This is a genomic window from Mycobacterium sp., assembly GCF_035623875.1.
GTDB lineage: Bacteria > Actinomycetota > Actinomycetes > Mycobacteriales > Mycobacteriaceae > Mycobacterium.
This window is the reverse complement of the sequence record NZ_DASPSP010000202.1, coordinates 1-2,217: the sequence shown is the minus strand read 5'-3', so window position 1 is coordinate 2,217 and position 2,217 is coordinate 1. Positions and strand designations below refer to the sequence as shown.

The following is a 2,217-nucleotide window of genomic DNA, read 5'->3' as shown; positions in this document are numbered from 1 at the left end:
CGAGATGACCGTCGTCGGCGCGCGATCCGGCGACGTCTCAAACCTTGCGACGAGGTTTGTGAAGTTCCTGTCGCAGCGATCGTCGGCGCCCGCGAAGTTGGCGGGTTCGGTCACCATCGGTCGTGCCAGCGACAACGACATTGTCGTTCCCGACGTGCTGGCCTCCCGTCACCACGCGACGTTGGTTCTCACGCCGCTGGGCACCGAGATCCAGGACCGCAGCAGCAATGGGACGTTCGTCAACGGCATCCGGGTCGGTTCGGCGATCTTGACCGAGGGTGACGTCGTCACCATCGGCAATATCGACCTGGTCGTCAGCGGTGGCATGTTGGTTCGCCGCAGCGAGACCGAGGCCGCGACGCGCACCGGCGGTCTGGAGGTACGCAGCGTCAAGTACGTCGTCGACAGCGGCAAACAATTGCTCGACAACATCTCGCTGACCGCGCGTCCCGGCACTCTGACCGCCGTGATCGGCGGGTCAGGTGCCGGCAAGAGCACCCTGGCCAGGCTCATCGCCGGCTACACAACGCCGAGCTCCGGCTCGGTCACCTTCGAGGGCCACGACGTGCACGCCCAATACGCGTCGCTGCGCAGCCGGATCGGCATGGTCCCCCAAGACGACGTGGTGCACCGCCAGCTGACGGTGAACCAAGCGCTGGGCTACGCCGCCGAACTGCGGCTGCCGCCCGACACGACCAAAGCCGACCGCGCCAGGGTCGTCGCCAACGTACTCAAAGAACTCGACCTGACCAAGCACGCTGACACCCGGGTCGACAAGCTGTCCGGCGGTCAGCGCAAACGGGCTTCGGTGGCACTCGAGCTGCTCACCGGACCATCCCTGTTGATCCTCGACGAGCCGACCTCGGGTCTGGACCCGGCGCTGGACCACCAGGTCATGACGATGCTGCGCCAGCTGGCCGACGCAGGCCGGGTGGTGATTGTGGTGACGCACATGTTGTCCTACCTCGACATCTGCGACCAGCTGCTCTTGGTGGCCCCCGGCGGCAAGACGGCGTACTCCGGCCCGCCTGACCAGATCGGTGATGCGATGGGCACCACCAACTGGGCCAAAATCTTCAGCCAGGTGGGCGCCGATCCGGAGGAAGCCAACCGCCGCTTCCTCGAGCGAGATCAAGGGCCGCCACCGGCACCGACCGACCAGCCGGCCGACCTGGGCAAACCGGTTCACACCAGCGTACGGCGCCAGATTTCGACGATCGCCCGTCGGCAGGTCCGGCTGGTCGTCGCCGACCGCGCCTACTTCGTCTTCCTGGCGCTGTTGCCGTTCATCCTGGGTGCGCTGTCGCTGACCGTTCCGGGCTCGAGCGGATTCGGCGTGCCCGGGCTGCACGCGGACACCCCGGACGAATCCGCCCAGATATTGGCCCTGTTGCTGCCGGCGGCGGCCTTCATGGGCACCGCGCTGACGATCCGCGACCTGGTTGGCGAGCGCGCCGTCTTCCAGCGCGAGCAGGCCGTCGGCCTCTCGACGACCGCCTACCTGCTCGCCAAGACCGCGGTGTTCTGCGGGTTCGCCATCCTGCAGTCGGCCATCATCACCGCGATCGTGGTGGTGGGTAAGGGCATGCCGACCCGGGGGGCGGTGCTGATGGGACACTCCAACCTCGCCGCTACCGTCGAGCTGTTCACGACGGTCGCCGCAACGTGTGTCGCCTCGGCGATTCTCGGCTTGGCCATTTCGTCGCTGGTTCGATCCAGCGAGCAGATCATGCCGCTCTTCGTGGTGGCGGTGATGGCCCAGCTCGTGCTGTGCGGCGGGATGGTTCCGGTAACCGGCCGGTTGGGGCTCGACCAGCTGTCCTGGCTGATGCCCGCGCGCTGGGGCTACGCCGCGGCGTCGTCGACGGTCGACGTGCGGCACGTGGTGCCCGTTTCGCTGCTCCCCCAAGACCGGTTCTGGCAGCACACGCAAAAAGTCTGGCTGTTCGACGTGGCCATGCTGGCCGCGCTGGCCGTGTTCTATGCCGGCTTTGTGCGCTGGAAGATCCGGCTCCGCCGCTGATCCCGGTTAGGTGACGTCATCCATCCACCCAAGCACGAGACGTTCGACCTGAACGCCCGCACCAACACCGATCCCAAAGGCATCGTGCGGGCTGTGGATGACTACATCCTGCGTCCATGGGGCCTATACCTGGCCCGCGCTACGCCTGGCCGCGCGCAGTTCCATTACCTCGAGTCGTGGTTGCTGCCGTCGCT

Annotated in this window: 1 protein-coding gene and 1 pseudogene; both read left to right on the top strand. The window is 66.8% G+C overall.

Annotation, left to right across the window (positions count from 1 at the left end; all coding sequences use genetic code 11):
* Positions 1–2,023 (top strand): ATP-binding cassette domain-containing protein (locus VEI45_RS17195; protein ID WP_324855338.1); only part of this gene is annotated, 2,023 nt, incomplete at its 5' end.
* Positions 2,024–2,071: 48 nt separating this feature from the next.
* Positions 2,072–2,217, top strand: a pseudogene (locus tag VEI45_RS17190) (hypothetical protein); the annotation flags it as partial.